Genomic DNA, 15,527 nt, shown 5'->3' with positions numbered 1-15,527 from the left:
TGGAGACGACGGTGATCGACACCGTCACGACGAGCACGGAGGAACGATGGCCAGCAGTAACCCGGCCTTCAACCGGATCGAGCAGGACGCACGCAACGGCTACGCGGGCTTCCGCGGCGGTTCCGCCCCCACCAGCGGCCCGGGCGAGCAGCTCAGCGCCCAGCAGCTCCAGGACATGTACAGCGCGCCCTCGCCGGTGCGCAACGCCGGTGACCGCGCCGTCACCATGGACGACGTCATCATGAAGACGCTGGCGCTCTTCGCCATCGTCCTCGTCACGGGCGGCATCGGCTGGGGCCTCGCGGCGTCGAACCCGGGCATCGGCTTCGCGCTCTGGGCCGGCGGCGGCATCCTCATGCTGGTCCTCGGGCTGGTCATCGCGTTCAAGAAGACCCTCAGCGTGCCGCTCATCGTGCTCTACGCCGCGGTCGAGGGTGTCTTCGTCGGCGCCATCAGCCAGTTCTACGCGCTCCGCTTCGACGGTCCCGGCGTCGACACCGTCTCGTTCCAGGGCATCGTCCCGCAGGCCGTGCTGGCCACCGTGGCCACCTTCGCCGGGATGCTCATCGCCTACAAGACCGGCCTGATCAAGGTCACCGCCCGGTTCCGCAAGATCATGACGATGGCCCTCATCGGCTACGCGATCTTCGCCGTGGTGAACTTCGTCTTCGCGATCGTCACGAACACCGCGTTCGGCATCGGCGGCTCGACCGCCCTCGGTGTCGGCATCTCGCTCTTCGCCGTCGGGCTCGCGGCCTTCACCCTGGCGCTCGACTTCGACGCCATCGACCGCGCCATCGCCACCGGTGCGCCGCAGAAGTACTCGTGGCTCCTGGCCCACGGCCTCGTCGTCACCCTGGTGTGGCTCTACCTCGAGTTCCTGCGACTCCTGGGCCGTCTCCGCTCGTGACCCACGGCTCGACGCACGACGACGCCGGGGTGGCCGCAGCCGCCCCGGCGTCGTCGTCGCTGCCCTCGCGGGGCGTCGACGTGCTGCCGCCGGTCGCGCGCACCGAGCTCGAGCGCATCCGCCGTCGCTGGTCCGAGCTGCCGGCCCGGGAGGCCGCGACGGCCGCGCCCGCGCTCCGGGAGGCCGTGGAGGCCATCGCCGGTCGTTCCGCCGCCGCCGCCCTGCCCGACCTCGGCCCGGCCGTGCTGAGCGACCAGCTCGCCGTGGTCGTCTGGGACGCCTACGCGAGCGGCCACGGGGATGGCGTCGCGGACGCCCTCACCGGGCTGCGCCGCGCCCTCCCCTGAGCCGGGAGGACGCGCGCGCCCGGGGGCGTCGGGTCAGGACAGGCGCTCGACGATGATGGCCATGCCCTGGCCACCGCCGACGCACATCGTCTCGAGGCCGTAGCGGCCGTCACGCTCGCGCAGCCCGTTGAGCAGAGTCGTCATGATGCGGGTGCCGGTGGAGCCGAAGGGGTGGCCGAGGGCGATGGCGCCGCCGTGGGCGTTCAGCTTCTCGGGGTCCATCCCGAGGTCGTCCGCCGAGGCCAGCACCTGGGAGGCGAACGCCTCGTTGATCTCGTAGAGGTCCAGGTCGGCGATCGTCAGGCCGGCGCGCTCGAGCGCCTGGCGCGAGGCCTCGACCGGGCCGAGACCCATGATCTCGGGCGAGAGGCCCGAGACCCCGGTGGACACGATGCGCGCCAGGGGGGTGAGGCCGAGCCCGGCCGCGCGCGTGTCGCTCATGACGACCACGCCGGACGCGCCGTCGTTGAGCGGGCAGCAGTTGCCGGCGGTGACGGTGCCGCCCGCGCGGAACACCGGGTTCAGCCCGCTGACGCCCTCGAGGGTGACCCCCGCGCGCGGGCCGTCGTCGCGGCTCACGACCGAGCCGTCGGGCACCGTGACCGGCAGGATCTCGCGCTCGAAGAAGCCGCTCGCGATGGCGGCCTCGGCCCGGTTCTGGCTGGTGACGCCCCACTCGTCCTGGCGCTGCCGCGAGATGCCGCGCGACGTCGCGACGTTCTCGGCCGTCTGGCCCATCGCGATGTACACGTCGGGGAGCAGGCCGTCCTCGCGCGGGTCGTGCCACGCGGCGTTGGTGCGGGCGGTCTCGGCCGTCCGGGCGGCGGCCTCGGCGAACGCCGGGTTCTGGGCGTCGCCCGTGCTGCCGCCGGCCCCGGTGAAGCTCTCGTACTGGCTGACGCACTCGACGCCGCCGACCACGAAGGTGTCGCCCTCGCCGGCCTTGATGGCGTGGAAGGCCATCCGCATGGTCTGGGTCGACGACGCGCAGAAGCGGTTGACGGTGGCGGCCGGCAGCCGGTCGAGCCCCGCCAGGACGGCGATGACCCGCGCCATGTTCGAGCCGTGCTTGAAGCTCGGCTCGGCGCAGCCCCAGTAGAGGTCGTCGATGGTCTGCGGGTCGAGCCCGGGCAGCTGCTCGAGCAGGCCGTGGACGACCTGCACCGACAGGTCGTCGGGGCGGATGTCCTTGAGCGAGCCCTTGAACGCGCGCCCGATGGGCGTACGGGCGGTGGCGACGATGACGGCCTCGGTCACGGGAGTCCTCCTGGCGGTGGTCGTCGGGCAGCCGGCGGGCCGGCCCGAGCGCGGGTAAGCAAGCGCTCACCACGGGTCTGCAAGACTAGGCGCTCGGCGCGCCCGAGGGAACCTCGCGGGGCCGTGGCCTCCGTCTCCTGGGCAGGTGGCAGCCCGGGGCTGCCGAGAGGCTCGTGCCGCGGGGGCGCGAGGGACAGGATGGCCTCATGGACACCACGCGCAGCCGGGCATCGTCAGGGTCGCCGTACGAGGGGTCGGTCGGGTTCGCTCGCGCGGTCCGCGTCGGCCAACAGGTCGCCGTCTCCGGGACGGCACCGATCGGACCGGGTGGGCACGTCCCCACGGATGCCGGTGAGCAGGCCCGGCGCTGCTGGGAGATCGCCCTGGGCGCGCTCGCCGAGCTCGGCGGGGCCCCCGGGGACGTCATCCGCACGCGGCACTACATCACCGACCTCGATGTCGTCGACGCGGTCTCGGCGGTGCACGGCGAGATCTTCGGCGACATCCGGCCGGCGAGCACGATGGTGCTCGTCGCTGGCCTGCTCGACCCGCGCTGGCTCGTCGAGATCGAGGTGGACGCGGTCGTCCCCGAGGGCTGACCCGGGGAGGCGACCCCGCCGGGCAGCGGACGAGGAGCGCCGGGCGTCAGCGCGTGGCGGCCCCGGGGTCGTCGACGACCGACCGGCCCGCGGCCGGCGCCGCGGCCGGACCGGCCGCGGGGGGCACCACGTCGGGACGGCGGCGCAGCAGCACCGCCCACCGGCCCCGGGGGCCGCGCGACTGCCCGGCGACCTCGGTGGGGGAGACCTCGGTGCCGGCCTCACGCACGGCCTGCCCGGCGGCGACGGCGACCGGCCCGACCCGCTCACCGCGGCGCGGCTCGGGAGCGCGGTCGCCGGTGTCGGCGCCCCAGACGCCCAGGGCGGCGCACACGCTGGGCAGCAGCGCGGCCGCGGCCCGGGCGTAGCCGGTGGCCGACGGGTGGAAGCGGTCCTTGCTGAACATCTCGTGCGGGGCGGCGGCGAACTCGGGGCCGATCAGGTCGCCGAGCGAGACGGTGCGACCGCCGGCCTCGACCACGGCCACCGTCTGGGCGGCGGCGAGGTCGCGCGACCAGCGCTGCATGAGGGCCCGCAGCGGCTGCTGGATGGGCTGGATGGTGCCGAGGTCGGGGCAGGTGCCGACGACGACCTCGCTGCCGAGGGCACGGATGCGGCGCACGGTCTGCTCGAGGTGGCGCACCGCGGCGGAGCGGTCGATGCGGTGGGTGACGTCGTTGGCGCCGATCATGACCAGGACGACGTCGGGGCTCAGCACCTCCTCGAGGGCGTTGGCCAGCTGGCGCTCGAGGTCGCTGGACTCGGCGCCCACCACCGCCCGGTTGGTGAGGCGCACCGGGCGCCCCGTGAGGGCCGCGACGCCGCTGGCGACGATGGCGCCCACCGTCTCGTGCGCGTGGTCGACGCCCATCCCGGCCGCCGACGAGTCCCCGAGGACGACCACCTCGTACGGGGTGCCCCGCCCCGCCCCGTAGACCCCGTTGTCGTCGGGGGAGTCGTCGAAGGGCGTGCCGATGAGCCGCCGGGCCAGGGCGGCCTCGGCCTTGATGACGCCGTAGCCGAGGGCGCCGATGGCCGCCCCCGCGGCGGCCACGCCGCCACCCCCGTACGCGGCCGTGGCGGCGATCCTGCGCGCGCGTCGAGCCCGTCCCATCCCTGCTGCGCCTCCTCGTGCTGCTCCGGCCTCCCACGGTAGCCCCGGCCGGTGACGCCCGCGGACGGACCCGGCAGGAGGGGGAGGGCTCGCCGGAGCGACCGGCCCCCGGCAGCGGCGTGACAGGATGCGGGGCGTGAAGTACGCCGACCACATCGCAGACCTCGTCGGGGACACCCCGCTCGTCAAGCTCAGCTCCGTCACCGAGGGCATCGGGGCCACCGTCCTGGCCAAGGTGGAGTACCTCAACCCGGGCGGGTCGGTGAAGGACCGCATCGCGCTGAAGATGATCGAGGCCGCCGAGGCCTCCGGCGAGCTCCAGCCGGGCGGTGTCATCGTCGAGCCGACCTCGGGCAACACCGGCGTCGGGCTTGCCCTGGTCGCCCAGCGCAAGGGCTACACCTGCATCTTCGTCTGCCCCGACAAGGTCTCCGAGGACAAGCGCAACGTGCTGCGCGCCTACGGGGCCGAGGTCGTCGTCTGCCCCACCGCGGTCGCCCCCGACCACCCCGACTCCTACTACTCGGTCTCGGACCGGCTGGTGCGCGAGACCCCGAAGGCCTGGAAGCCCGACCAGTACTCCAACCCCAACGGCCCCCTCTCGCACTACGAGAGCACCGGGCCCGAGATCTGGCGCGACACCGACGGCCGGCTCACCCACTTCGTCACCGGCGCCGGCACCGGCGGCACCATCAGCGGCGCCGGCCGCTACCTGCGCGAGGTCAGCGCCGACCGCGAGGGCGGCCGCGTCCAGGTCGTGGCGGCCGACCCCGAGGGCTCGGTCTACAGCGGCGGCTCGGGCCGCCCGTACCTGGTCGAGGGCGTCGGCGAGGACTTCTGGCCCAGCGCCTACGACCCGTCGCAGGTCGACCGGGTCGAGGCCGTCTCGGACGCCGACTCCTTCGAGATGACCCGGCGCCTGGCCCGCGAGGAGGGCCTGCTCGTCGGGGGCTCCTGCGGGATGGCCGTGGTCGCCGCGCTGCGGGTGGCCCGCGAGCTGCCCCACGACGCGGTCGTGGTCGTGCTGCTGCCCGACTCCGGGCGCGGCTACCTCTCGAAGATCTTCAACGACGACTGGATGGCCTCCTACGGCTTCATGCGCGTCGAGGGCGGCCGCACCGTCGGCGACGTCCTGCACGCCAAGGCCGGCGACCTCCCCGCGCTGGTCCACACCCACCCCAACGAGACCCTGCGCGACGCCATCGAGATCCTGCGCGAGTACGGCGTCTCGCAGATGCCGGTCGTCAAGGCCGAGCCGCCGGTGGTCTCGGGCGAGGTCGCGGGCTCGGTCTCCGAGCGTGAGCTGCTCGAGGCGCTCTTCACCGGGGCCGCCCACCTGGCCGACCCGGTCGAGAAGCACATGGGCCCCGGCCTGCCGCTCGTCGGGGCCGGAGAGCCGGTGGCCACCGCGCGGCACGAGCTCGAGGCCTCCGACGCCGTGCTGGTCGTCGAGGACGGCAACCCGGTGGGCGTGCTCACCCGCGCCGACCTGCTGTCCTTCCTCAGCGACTGACGACAGCAGCGCCGATCGGCCACGGGTCCCGCCGGCCTCGACGGCGGGGCGCCCGATCACGTGACCAGGCGAACCCTTCTCCGCCTGGATGAGCCGGTCAGGGGAGGGCCGACCTCCGTCGTTCGGCTGGTTCCCGGGCGGAGTGCCGGATGCGTCGTCACGCCGAGTGCGAGGTTGGGCGACGCCGTGGCAGGGGTGCGCGGTGCCCGCCCGACGTGAGAGGTAGAAGCGTGACCCGCGCGCAGAAGACGGACAGCCGCCAGTGGCAGCCCCACCCCGTGCGCGCCGCCGCCCTCAGGGCCCTGGCCTTCGCCCTTCCACTCGTGGTCTCGATCGGGGTCGGCATCCTGGTCGGCGCGCTCATGCCGGTCCCCAGTTCCACGAGCACGCTGGTCCTCTGGTGGGCCGCGGTACTCAGCTCGTCGACCGTGGCCGTCTACGCCGCCGACCGCGTGACCCGCCGGGTCCTCCCGTTGGCAACCCTCATGCGGCTCTCGATCCTCTTCCCCGACCGGGCACCCTCGCGGCTCAAGGTCGCCCGGAAGGTGTCCGGCAGCCGGGCCATCGCGGCGGAGCTGGCCCGGGCGGGCATGGCGTCGGACCGCCAGGAGGCTGCGGAGACGATCCTCGCGCTCGTCGGTGCTCTCGGTGACTACGACGCGCGGACCCGCGGCCACTCCGAGCGCACCCAGCTGTTCGTCACGATGCTCGCGGACGAGCTCAGGCTGAGCAACGAGGACAAGGGCAAGCTCATGTGGGCGGCCCTGGTCCACGACATCGGCAAGCTCAAGGTCCCGCACTCCATCCTCAACAAGCCGGCCGCTCCCACCGCCGACGAGTGGGAGGTCCTGCACAGCCACCCGCACCACGGCGCGGAGATCTGTGAGCCGCTCCGGGAGTGGCTGGGCCCCTGGTGGCTCGCCATCGAGCAGCACCACGAGAAGTACGACGGCAGTGGCTACCCGCACGCCCTCGCCGGCCGGGAGATCAGCTACGGCGCGCGAATCGTCGCAGTCGCCGACAGCTACGAGGTCATGACGGCATCGCGTCCCTACAAGCGCCCGATGACGGCACTGGCGGCTCGCGCGGAGCTCACGGCCTGCGCCGGCAGCCACTTCGACCCGGACATCGTGCGGGCCTTCCTCAACATCTCCCTCGGCGGCCTGCGCCGTTCGATCGGGCCGCTGGCGTGGCTGGCCCAGATCCTCATGGTGCGTCCGGGCCCCATCCTCGGGCAGGTGTTGGGAGTGGCCGCCGGGGCCGTCGGTGCGGCCGCCGCGATCGTCGGGCTGAACCTCGCGCCTGGCATCGCGAGTGCCGAGCCCCTGACGACGGCCCACCCCACGCCGGCGGTGGCGGCGCCGAGCCCGACCCGCGGGACCCCGACCCCGACCCCGACCCCGGCGCCGAGGGCCACCCGCCCGACCGCGCCGCAGCGGACGGGTCCCGCCGAGCCCGGCCCGTCGCCCGTCACGCCACCGGCCTCGCCCTCCGTGGCGGCGCCCCAGCCGACGATTCCACCGACTGTGACGCCGTCGCCTGCCCCCGGCCTGTTCGTCCTGGCGGACGACACGGGCTCCACCCTCGAGGACACCCCGCACACCTTCGACCTGCTCGCCAACGACATCGTCGATGGGCCCGTCGAGGTCGTCGCGGTCAGCGACCCGGCCCGCGGCTCGGCCGCGGTCGTCGGCGGCCGCGTCGTCTACACCCCCGATCCCGACGTCAACGGCACCGAGCGCTTCGGCTACACCGTGCGCGACAGCCTGGCGCGGCTGCGTACGGCACAGGTCACGGTCGAGGTCATCGCCGTCGACGACGCGCCCGTGGCGACCCCGGACGCCGTCTCCCTGGCCGAGGACTCCGGCACCACCACCCTGTCCGGGCTGCTCGCCAACGACACCGACGCCGAGGACGACACGTTGACCGTCACCGCCGTGACGGGGGCCGCGCACGGCACGGTCGCGGAGCCGACTGCCGGTGTCTTCACCTACACCCCGCAGCCGGACTTCGCCGGCGCCGAGACCCTGAGCTACGACATCAGCGACGGCAACGGCGGGACGGCCGCGGGCACCGTGGCCGTGACCGTGGCCCCCGTCAACGACGCGCCGGTGGCCAACGCCGACGCCCTCACGGTGTTGGAGGACGCCGCGGCGTCGACCCTCGACCTGGTGTCGAACGACGTGGATGTCGACGGGGACCCGCTGACCGTCACGGTGGTCTCGGGGGCCGTGCATGGCACGCTCGGCGAGGCCTCTCCGGGGGTGTGGGCCTACACGCCGGACCCGGACTGGAACGGGACCGAGAGCCTGAGCTACGACATCAGCGACGGCAACGGCGGGACGGCCTCGGGCACCGTGGCCGTGACCGTGGCCCCCGTCAACGACGCGCCGGTGGCCAACGCCGACGCCCTCACGGTGTTGGAGGACGCCGCGGCGTCGACCCTCGACCTGGTGTCGAACGACGTGGATGTCGAGGGCGACCTGCTGACCGTCACGGCGGTCTCGGGGGCCGTGCATGGCACGCTCGGCGAGACCTCTCCGGGGGTGTGGGCCTACACGCCGGACCCGGACTTCGCCGGCGCCGAGACCCTGAGCTACGACATCAGCGACGGCAACGGCGGGACGGCCACCGGCACCATGACCGTGACGGTAACCCCCGTCAACGACGCGCCGGTCTCGGGTCCGGACGCCTTCGCGGTGACCGTGGGTCAGACCCTCTCGACCACCGCCTCGGACGGTGTCCTCGCCAACGACAGCGACGTCGACGGCGACCCGCTGACGGTGACCGGGGACGACAGTCTCGTCGTCGACATCAACCCCGACGGATCCTTCACCTACACGGGCCTGGCGCCGGCGACCGAGGTGGTCGGGTACACGGTGTCCGACGGCCAGGGAGGCACGTCCAGCGGCACGTTGACGATCACGGTGACGCTCCTCCCGAGCTCGGTCATGGACCTGTACCTGCAGCCGGTGGACACGCTCTCGACGGGCGCGCTCTCGACCGCCCCCCCGGGCAACGGGATCGGTGACTACGACGCCGACGGCAACCCCGGCCTCACGATCAAGCCCAGCGACATGAAGCCCACCGAGACCGACCCGCTGAAGTACCAGGAGTGGGGCTACGCCGTCCCGTCCGGCGGGCTGACGATGAACGGTCCCCTCACGATGGACCTCTGGACGTCGCTGAAGAACCAGGCCGGCAAGGACCTCGACTACGCCTCGTGGGTCTACGACTGCACCGCACCCTCGACGTGCTCGCTCATCGCCTCCACGGTGAACGTCCACGTGTCGAAGTGGAGCACCACGACGACGTGGGAGGAGCACACGGTGACGGTCGGCAGCGCCGACACCACGGTGCCGGCGGGGCACACGATCAAGGTCCGCCTCGCCTTCAACCACACGGACGTGTGGATGCCCCTCGACACCGCCCATCCCTCCTCGCTGACCTACAGCCAGTAGTGGCTCCGTTTGCCGGGGCATGGGTGCCGCGCCGGCCTCGGCGGGGCACACTGTCGGGGTGGAGCCGGCGCGTTACGAGTCCCCCGTCGAGCGGGTCATCCGTGAGGCGCAGGAGCGCGGGGAGTTCGACGACCTGCCGGGCACCGGCAAGCCGCTCGACCTCGGCGACGTCGACGACCCGCTGTGGTGGGTCCGGCGGTTGGCCGAGCGCGAACAGCTCGACTTCACCGCCGCCCTGCCGCCCGGGGTGGCCCTGCGCAAGGAGGCCGCCGGCTTCCCCGCGTCACTGGCCGAGCTGCGCACCGAAAAGTCGGTGCGGGCGGTGCTCGACGACTACAACCGGCGGGCCAGGCGTGACCGGCTGCGCCTCCCCGACCGTGGCATGCCGCAGATCATCGCCCCGACCGTCGACGTCGACGCGATGGTGCAGCGATGGCACGACCTGCGAGCAGCCTCACAGCCCCCCGAGGTTGACCCGCCGGTGACGCCGGGGGAGGCTCGGTCGGGCCGCCGCTGGTGGCGCCGTCGCCGCTGACCCGCCCGGGTGGCCCGGCACCGACCCGGAAGGCCTGATGGACCCCCACCCCCACCCCCGCCTGCTCGCCCCGCTCGACCTCGGCCACGTCACGCTGCGCAACCGCGTCGTCATGGGCTCGATGCACACCGGGATGGAGGACCGGGCGCGCGACTTCCCGCAGCTGGCCGCCTACCTGGCCAACGGGCCCGCGGGGGCGCCGGCCTCATCGTCACCGGGGGCTTCGCGCCCAACCTGACGGGCACCCTGTACCCCGGTGCCTCGAAGCTGAGCCGTCGCGGCGAGGTGGCGCGCCACCGCATCGTCACCGACGCCGTCCACGAGGCCGGCGGCCTGGTGGCGCTGCAGCTGCTGCACGCCGGCCGCTACGCCTACACCCCGTGGTGCGTCGCCCCCTCGGCGATGCGCAGCCCCATCAGCCGCTTCACCCCCCACGCGCTGAGCGACCGCGGCGTGCACCGGCAGGTCGCGGCCTTCGCCCGGGCCGCCCGGCTGGCGCAGGAGGCGGGGTACGACGGCGTCGAGGTCATGGGCTCCGAGGGCTACCTCATCAACCAGTTCCTGGCCCCGCGCACCAACCGGCGCACCGACCGCTGGGGCGGCGCCCCCGAGAACCGGCGCCGCTTCGCGGTCGAGGTCGTGCGGGCGGTGCGCCGGGCCGTCGGCCCGGACTTCCTTCTGGTGTACCGGATCTCGGCGGTCGACCTGGTCGAGGACGGGCAGACCTGGGATGAGGTGACGACCCTCGCGCGGGACGTGGAGGCCAACGGGGCCAGCATCCTCAGCCTGGGCATCGGCTGGCACGAGGCGCGGGTGCCGACCATCGTCACGTCGGTGCCGCGGGCGGCCTTCGCCGGGTACGCGGCGCGGCTCAAGGAGCACGTCTCGATCCCGGTCTGCGCCACCAACCGCATCAACACCCCCGACGTCGCCGAGGAGGTGCTGGCCGGGGGCGCCGACCTCGTCGCGCTGGCGCGCCCGCTGCTGGCAGACCCCGAGTTCGTGGCGAAGGCCGCGGCCGGGCGCGACGACGAGATCAACACCTGCATCGCCTGCAACCAGGCCTGCCTCGACCACACCTTCGTCAAGCAGCGCGCCTCGTGCCTGCTGAACCCCCGGGCCGGCCGCGAGACCGAGCTCGTCATCGGCCGGGCACCGCACCGGCGACGGGTCAGCGTCATCGGTGGCGGGCCGGCCGGGATGGCGGCGGCCGTCACCCTGGCCGAGCGCGGCCACGACGTCGAGCTGCTCGAGGGGCGCGACCACCTCGGCGGCCAGTTCGACATCGCGATGCGCATCCCCGGCAAGGAGGAGTTCGCCGAGACCATCCGGTACTTCACCCGCCGGCTCGAGGTGCTGGGCGTGACGGTGCGGCTCTCGACGTGGGCCGACGCCGACGCGCTCGCGGCGGCGGGGGTCGACGACGTGGTGGTGGCGACGGGTGTGACGCCGCGGCTGCCCGACATCCCGGGCATCGAGCACCCGATGGTGATGACCTACGACCAGCTGGTGCGTGGCGAGCGGGTGGCCGGCACGCGCGTCGCCGTCATCGGGGCCGGTGGGGTGGGCGTCGACGTCTGCGAGTTCCTGACCGCCGACCGGCTCGGGCCGCAGGACGTCGACGCATGGCGTCGCGAGTGGGGTGTGGGCGACCCCGCCAGGACCCGCGGGGGCCTCGTGCCGGTGGCGGTCGAGCCCAGCCCACGCGAGGTCGTGCTGCTCCAGCGCAAGACGACGGCGATCGGCAAGGGGTTGGGGAAGACCACGGGGTGGGTGCACCGGGCCTCGTTGCGCGCCAGGGGCGTCGAGCAGGTGACCGGGGTGCACGCCTACGAGCGCATCGACGACGACGGCCTGCACGTGCGGCTGGGGAGCGACGCCGGCGAGCGGCGCACCGTGGCGTGCGACACCGTCGTCGTCTGCGCCGGGCAGGAGTCGGTGCGCGGCCTGGCCGAGCCCCTGGCCGAGCGCGGCATCCGGGTGCACGTGGTGGGCGGCGCCGACGTCGCGGCCGAGCTCGACGCGAAGACCGCCATCCGGCAGGGCACCGAGGTGGCGGCCGCCATCTGACCGGCCGCCGGGTGTGCCTCAGGCGTGCGGGACGGCGGCGAACGCGGCCTCGAGGCGCTCGGTGACCGAGCCGGCGTGGCCGGCCGCGCGGTGCTGGTCGAAGGCCGCCCGGACGACGGCCATCGTGACGCGCGCCGCGACGCCGGTGGCGAGGTCGACGGCCGGGTCGGTCCCGGTGCGCGCGTACGCCGCCCGCACCAGTGCCGTCTCGAGTCGCAGCCCGGCCCCGGCCAGGCGGGCGGCGAGCTCGGGGGAGCGGTCGGCGAGCTCGCGCCGCATCCGCCAGGTCTCGTCGTCGGCCTCGAGTGCGGCGACGCGGGCCGTGACGACCGCGCGCAGGGCCGTGGCGACGGACTCGTCGCCGGGCCGCTCGGCGACGGCGCGGGTCAGGTGCTCCGCGACCTCGGGGTCCTCGCCGACCAGCGCGGACTCCTTGGTCGCGAAGTAGTTGAAGAAGGTGCGCGGCGACACCTCCGCGGCGGCCGCGACCTCCTCGACCGTGACGTCGCCGACCCCGCGGGCCAGGGCGAGCGAGACCGCGGCGCGGTGGATGCGGGCCCGGGTGTCGCGCTTCTTGCGGTCGCGCAGGGAGCTCCCGGCCGCCTCGGTAGTCATGGCGTCAGTATGCCCACGTGAAAATGTGCAGAGACTGCAAAAAGATGTATGCTTGCACCATGCAACAAACCTCCGCCGAACCGCTCGTCGCCGAGCACCTCTCGGCCCTGTTCGGCCTGCTGAGCCGCTCGCACGCCGTCGACGGTCCGGTGAGCCGCGGGGAGTACGCCGTGCTGGCCCTGACCGCCAAGCTCGGGCCGCAGCGCGCCTGCGACCTCGCCGACGCCGCCGGCCTCGACCCCTCGACCACGAGCCGCCGGGTCAGCAGCCTGGTCGAGCGCGGCTTCCTCGAGCGCCGCGCGGACCCGCACGACGGGCGCGCCCACCGGATCGGCCTCACCGACACCGGGAGCGGCGTGCTGGCCGGTGCGCGCGCCCGGCGCGTCGAGCTCGTGGGCGTCGCCCTCGACGACTGGGCCGAGTCCGACCGCGCCGCCCTGGCCGACCTCCTCGGCCGCCTCGAGACCTCCCTCGCGCGCGTCGCGGAGGGCACCACCGACGTCCCCGTCCGCAGCGTCGCGGGCTCCGCCCCGGCCGCGTCCCCCGCGGCCTCCCCCGAAAGGACCCTCGCATGAGCACCGCGACCACCACGGCCCGGCAGCCGTACCGGCTCAGCCCCGAGGCCTCCCGGGTCTTCGTCGGGCTGATGCTGGGCATGCTCGTCGCCTCGATCAGCCAGACCATCGTCGGCCCGGCCATGCCGCGCATCGTCTCCGAGCTCGGCGGCATGGACCACTACAGCTGGGTCGCCACCGCCGCGTTGCTGGTCTCGGCCATCACCGTGCCGATCGTCGGCAAGTTCTCCGACCTCTACGGGCGCCGCGGCTTCTACATCGCCGGCCTCGTCGTCTTCATGCTCGGCTCGCTCGTCGCCGGCCTGGCCCAGGGCTTCTGGGTCCTGGTCGCCGCCCGCGCCATCCAGGGGCTCGGCATGGGCACGATCATGCCCCTGTCGCAGACCATCATCGGCGACATCATCCCGCCGCGGCAGCGCGGCAAGTACCAGGGCCTGATGGGCGCCGTCTTCGGCGTCACGTCGGTCGCCGGCCCGCTCGCGGGCGGCGTCATCACCGACCACTTCGGCTGGCGCTGGCTGTTCTTCGCCGGCATCCCGGTCGGCATCATCGCCACCGGCTTCATCCTCAAGTTCCTCCACCTGCCGCACGAGCGCCGCGAGGCGAAGGTCGACGGCTGGGGCATCGCCACCCTGTCGCTCGGGCTCGTCGCGATCCTGCTGGCCACGTCCTGGGGCGGCACGTCGTACGCGTGGGGCTCGGCCACCATCATCGGCCTCTACGTCGTGGGGGTCGTGTCGCTGGTCGCGTTCGTGGCCGCCGAGAGCCGGGCCGAGGAGCCGGTCATCCCGCTGCGCCTCTTCCGCTCAGGGATCTTCACCGCGGCCAACCTGGCCAGCTTCGGCCTGGCCATGGTGATGTTCGGCTCGATCATCTACATCCCGGTCTACGCCCAGGGCGTGCTCGGCGTGAACGCCACCAACTCCGGCCTCATCCTCGCGCCGCTGATGCTCGGCTTCATCGTGATGGGCGTCGTCACCGGCCTGCTCATCACCCGCACCGGCGTCTACAAGCCGTTCATGGCGGTGGGCGTGGCGATCATGGGCGCCGGCGTGTGGCTGCTGACCCGGATGACGTACGGCTCGACCCAGACCCAGCTGACCCTCGCGATGGTCGTGCTCGGCATCGGGATCGGCATGGCGATGCAGCAGTACACCCTCGTCGTGCAGAACGCGGCCGAGCGGCGCGATCTCGGGGTCGCCACCGCCTCGAGCCAGTTCTTCCGCAACGTCGGCTCGACCGTCGGCATCGCGGTCTTCGGCTCGGTCCTCACCAGCGGCCTGGGCCCGGCCATCGCGTCGCACCTGCCGGCCGGAGCGGCGGCCTCGATCCCGCAGGGCGCGGCCAGCGCCGGCTCGGTGCTCGACCCGACCGCCCTGGCGGCGCTGCCCCCTGCCGTGGCCACCGCGGTGCGCCAGGGCCTGGCCGACCAGCTGCACGCGGTGTTCCTCCTCGGGCTCCCGATCGTGGTGCTGGTGTTCCTCGCCACGCTGGCCATCAAGGCCATCCCGCTGCGCGATGCCGACCCGGTCGTGCCGGCCGACGCCGGCGTGGCCGAGGCCGAGCCGGCCGACCCGCCCCGGGTGACCGTCGCCCAGGAGGCCGGACTGGAGGTGCTCGGCACCCTCGGGTCCACCTCGGGGGAGCCGGAGGACGAGCTCGTCGGGTCCGGCCGCTCGGCCCGCTGAGGCCGCGCTCGCCCTGATCACGCCGCGAGGCCCGCGTCCGACATCGGGCGGGGGCCTCGCGGTACGGGCAGGATGGGCGCATGGAGACGCCGAGCCGGCTGGAGCGGTACCGCAGCGGGGCCCGCGAGCAGGTGTGGCACGAGCTGCGGCAGGACGGCCGGCAGGTGCGTGAGCCGGGGCTCGCGGCCGAGGCACAGGCCGTCTGCGACGACATGGCGAGGCGGGCCCGGCACAACCTCGAGGTGCTGGTCGAGCGGCTGCGCGCGGACGGCTACCGGTTCCACACCAACGACGAGGAGCAGGCGCCGGTAGAGCCCTTGACGGACCCGGGCCCGGGGGCCGAGGAGCTGGTCACGTGGCTCGACGAGACCTTCGGCGGCATCCCGATGGCCGTGTCCTCCTGGCTGCGGCTGGTCGGCGACGTGTGGCTCGTGGGCACCCACCCCGAGTGGCCGGAGTCGTCCGCGGCCGACCCGCTGGTCCTGCAGCTCGAGGGGTCGAGCCGTCGCACCTCCGTCCGCGACTTCTACTCGATGGAGCTCGACGCGTGGCGCGAGTGGAGCGGGGAGGACCCGGGTGCCGACGGATTCGTGCTCCCGGTGGCGCCGGACCACCTGCACAAGGCCAACGTGAGCGGCGGCGACCCGTACGGGTTCCGGTTGCCGGACGCCACGGCGGAGGGGTTCTTCGTCGGGGACGTGGCCATGCCGTTCGTCGCGTACCTGAACCAGGTGTTCCGCCTCGGGGGCTTCCCGGGGGCCGCACCCGGCGACCGGCAGTGGGGCATCAAGCAGAGGCTCGCGCAGGACCTGCTGCCCCTCTGACCGGTCTCGGAGAGGCACG

At 73.9% G+C, this 15,527-nt stretch carries 12 protein-coding genes and 1 pseudogene; 10 read left to right on the top strand and 3 right to left on the bottom strand.

The genetic code is table 11. The features are described from left to right. Nucleotides 1-46: 46 nt before the first annotated feature. Together ATL31_RS11365 and ATL31_RS11360 are read left to right on the top strand one after the other, a co-directional pair. Nucleotides 47-910, top strand: coding sequence for a Bax inhibitor-1/YccA family protein (locus tag ATL31_RS11365; protein ID WP_101395866.1), 864 nt, complete (start codon nucleotides 47-49; stop codon nucleotides 908-910). Continuing rightward, nucleotides 907-1,257, top strand: coding sequence for a hypothetical protein (locus tag ATL31_RS11360; RefSeq protein ID WP_101395865.1), 351 nt, complete (start codon nucleotides 907-909; stop codon nucleotides 1,255-1,257). The genes ATL31_RS11365 and ATL31_RS11360 overlap by 4 nt, the downstream gene beginning before the upstream one ends. Nucleotides 1,258-1,290: 33 nt before the next feature. Here the strand turns inward: ATL31_RS11360 and ATL31_RS11355 are convergent, their stop codons facing one another. Further along, nucleotides 1,291-2,514 carry an acetyl-CoA C-acetyltransferase gene (locus ATL31_RS11355; RefSeq protein ID WP_101395864.1) on the bottom strand — a complete coding sequence of 408 codons (1,224 nt, stop codon included), beginning with the start codon at nucleotides 2,512-2,514 and terminating at the stop codon, nucleotides 1,291-1,293. A gap of 206 nt (nucleotides 2,515-2,720) precedes the next feature. On the opposite strand from ATL31_RS11355, the gene ATL31_RS11350 reads away from it, so the two are divergent. Then, the gene (locus ATL31_RS11350) at nucleotides 2,721-3,113 is read left to right on the top strand and encodes a RidA family protein (protein WP_101395863.1); all 393 of its coding nucleotides are present in this window, start codon (nucleotides 2,721-2,723) and stop codon (nucleotides 3,111-3,113) included. Between the two features lie 46 nt (nucleotides 3,114-3,159). Here the strand turns inward: ATL31_RS11350 and ATL31_RS11345 are convergent, their stop codons facing one another. Further along, on the bottom strand, nucleotides 3,160-4,227 hold the full coding sequence (locus ATL31_RS11345) for an SGNH/GDSL hydrolase family protein (RefSeq protein WP_101395862.1): 1,068 nt from the start codon (nucleotides 4,225-4,227) through the stop codon (nucleotides 3,160-3,162). Between the two features lie 136 nt (nucleotides 4,228-4,363). Between ATL31_RS11345 and ATL31_RS11340 the strand changes: the two genes are divergently transcribed. The 4 genes and pseudogenes from ATL31_RS11340 to ATL31_RS11325 all read left to right on the top strand — a co-directional run bounded on the left by ATL31_RS11340 (nucleotide 4,364) and on the right by ATL31_RS11325 (nucleotide 11,806). Then, nucleotides 4,364-5,740, top strand: a complete 1,377-nt coding sequence (locus tag ATL31_RS11340; protein WP_101395861.1) for a cystathionine beta-synthase — start codon at nucleotides 4,364-4,366, stop codon at nucleotides 5,738-5,740. Between the two features lie 230 nt (nucleotides 5,741-5,970). Then, the gene (locus ATL31_RS11335; RefSeq protein ID WP_158239843.1) at nucleotides 5,971-9,201 is read left to right on the top strand and encodes an Ig-like domain-containing protein; all 3,231 of its coding nucleotides are present in this window, start codon (nucleotides 5,971-5,973) and stop codon (nucleotides 9,199-9,201) included. A gap of 58 nt (nucleotides 9,202-9,259) precedes the next feature. Beyond that, nucleotides 9,260-9,736 (top strand): DnaJ family domain-containing protein, encoded by a 477-nt coding sequence (locus tag ATL31_RS11330; RefSeq protein ID WP_245862341.1) that lies wholly within the window; start codon nucleotides 9,260-9,262, stop codon nucleotides 9,734-9,736. Between the two features lie 37 nt (nucleotides 9,737-9,773). Beyond that, nucleotides 9,774-11,806, top strand: a pseudogene (locus tag ATL31_RS11325) (oxidoreductase). Nucleotides 11,807-11,824: 18 nt separating this feature from the next. Here ATL31_RS11325 and ATL31_RS11320 read toward each other — a convergent pair. Continuing rightward, entirely contained in the window at nucleotides 11,825-12,421 is a 597-nt protein-coding gene (locus ATL31_RS11320; protein WP_101395858.1) for a TetR/AcrR family transcriptional regulator, read from the bottom strand. Between the two features lie 59 nt (nucleotides 12,422-12,480). Between ATL31_RS11320 and ATL31_RS11315 the strand changes: the two genes are divergently transcribed. From ATL31_RS11315 to ATL31_RS11305, 3 genes are all read left to right on the top strand, one after another. After that, complete coding sequence (locus tag ATL31_RS11315) at nucleotides 12,481-12,996, top strand: MarR family winged helix-turn-helix transcriptional regulator (RefSeq protein ID WP_158239842.1); 516 nt, start codon at nucleotides 12,481-12,483, stop codon at nucleotides 12,994-12,996. Beyond that, complete coding sequence (locus tag ATL31_RS11310; protein WP_101395856.1) at nucleotides 12,993-14,684, top strand: MDR family MFS transporter; 1,692 nt, start codon at nucleotides 12,993-12,995, stop codon at nucleotides 14,682-14,684. Before ATL31_RS11315 ends, ATL31_RS11310 begins: the two co-directional genes overlap by 4 nt. A gap of 80 nt (nucleotides 14,685-14,764) precedes the next feature. Then, nucleotides 14,765-15,508 carry a hypothetical protein gene (locus ATL31_RS11305; protein WP_101395855.1) on the top strand — a complete coding sequence of 248 codons (744 nt, stop codon included), beginning with the start codon at nucleotides 14,765-14,767 and terminating at the stop codon, nucleotides 15,506-15,508. Nucleotides 15,509-15,527: the final 19 nt, after the last annotated feature.

Origin of the sequence: Phycicoccus duodecadis, from assembly GCF_002846495.1 — a bacterium.
In the GTDB taxonomy this organism is placed as follows: Bacteria; Actinomycetota; Actinomycetes; order Actinomycetales; family Dermatophilaceae; genus Phycicoccus; species Phycicoccus duodecadis.
The sequence above is the reverse complement of the archived record's forward strand: the minus strand, read 5'-3'. Positions and strand labels throughout refer to the sequence as shown.

Bases quoted from the DNA above. Each gene is read 5' to 3' on its own strand.
- ATL31_RS11365 (WP_101395866.1), top strand. From the start codon at position 47: ATGGCCAGCAGTAACCCGGCCTTCAACCGGATCGAGCAGGACGCACGC.
- ATL31_RS11350 (WP_101395863.1), top strand. From the start codon at position 2,721: ATGGACACCACGCGCAGCCGGGCATCGTCAGGGTCGCCGTACGAGGGG.
- ATL31_RS11345 (WP_101395862.1), bottom strand. From the start codon at position 4,227: ATGGGACGGGCTCGACGCGCGCGCAGGATCGCCGCCACGGCCGCGTAC.
- ATL31_RS11320 (WP_101395858.1), bottom strand. From the start codon at position 12,421: ATGACTACCGAGGCGGCCGGGAGCTCCCTGCGCGACCGCAAGAAGCGC.
- ATL31_RS11315 (WP_158239842.1), top strand. From the start codon at position 12,481: ATGCAACAAACCTCCGCCGAACCGCTCGTCGCCGAGCACCTCTCGGCC.
- ATL31_RS11310 (WP_101395856.1), top strand. From the start codon at position 12,993: ATGAGCACCGCGACCACCACGGCCCGGCAGCCGTACCGGCTCAGCCCC.
- ATL31_RS11305 (WP_101395855.1), top strand. From the start codon at position 14,765: ATGGAGACGCCGAGCCGGCTGGAGCGGTACCGCAGCGGGGCCCGCGAG.